This is a genomic window from Mesorhizobium sp. WSM4847 (genome assembly GCF_055811335.1).
In genome coordinates, this window is record NZ_JBVVPY010000100.1 from 1 (window position 1) to 709 (window position 709).

Consider the following 709-nt stretch of genomic DNA (forward strand, 5'->3'; position numbering starts at 1 on the left):
CGCATCATCGTCGCCGGCCAGGAACTGGTGAAGGAAGGCGAAGTGGTCAAGCCGGTCGAGGCCGACCAGGCGACCATCCAGAAGCTCTTGGGCGAAGCGACGGCCGGGACGCAGTAATCATGGATATCGTCAAACTCGCAATCAGCAATGCCCGGCTGACCATTTCGGTCCTGGTGTTCCTCATCCTTGCCGGTGCGGTCGCCTATCAGTCGACACCGAAGGAAGCCGAACCCGACGTTGCGATTACGATGATGTATGTCGGCCTGGTCTATCAGGGCATCTCGCCCGAGGATTCGGAACGCCTCCTGCTGCGGCCGATGGAAGCCAAGCTGAAAAGTCTCAAAGGTCTCAAGGAGATGCGTTCGGCCGCCTTCCAGGGCGGCGGCTATGTGATGGTCCAATTCCAGCCGCAGACGGATCTGGCGACGGCGTTGCAGGACACGCGCAGCAAGGTCCAGGATGGCAAGGCCGACCTGCCGCAGGCAGCCGAGGAGCCTGTAGTCTCCGAAGTCAACGTCTCCGAATTCCCCGTCCTTGTCGTGACGCTGTCGGGCGAGGTGCCCGAGCGCGTTCTGACGACGGCGGCGCGCGAGTTGCGCGACCGCATCGAGGAAGTGCCTGGCGTGCTGGAGGGCTCGCTGCAGGGCGCCCGCGACGATCTCGTCGAAGTCGTCATCGATCCGATGAAACTGTCGTCATACGGGCTGCA

1 protein-coding gene and 1 pseudogene are annotated in these 709 nt (G+C 62.6%); both read left to right on the forward strand.

Going from position 1 to position 709, the window contains the following annotated elements:
* Positions 1–117 (forward strand): annotated as a pseudogene (locus tag AC0L28_RS34695) (efflux RND transporter periplasmic adaptor subunit); the annotation flags it as partial.
* A 2-nt stretch (positions 118–119) separates the two neighbouring features.
* On the forward strand, positions 120–709 hold a 590-nt coding region (locus AC0L28_RS34700), incomplete at its 3' end, for an efflux RND transporter permease subunit (protein WP_473482992.1).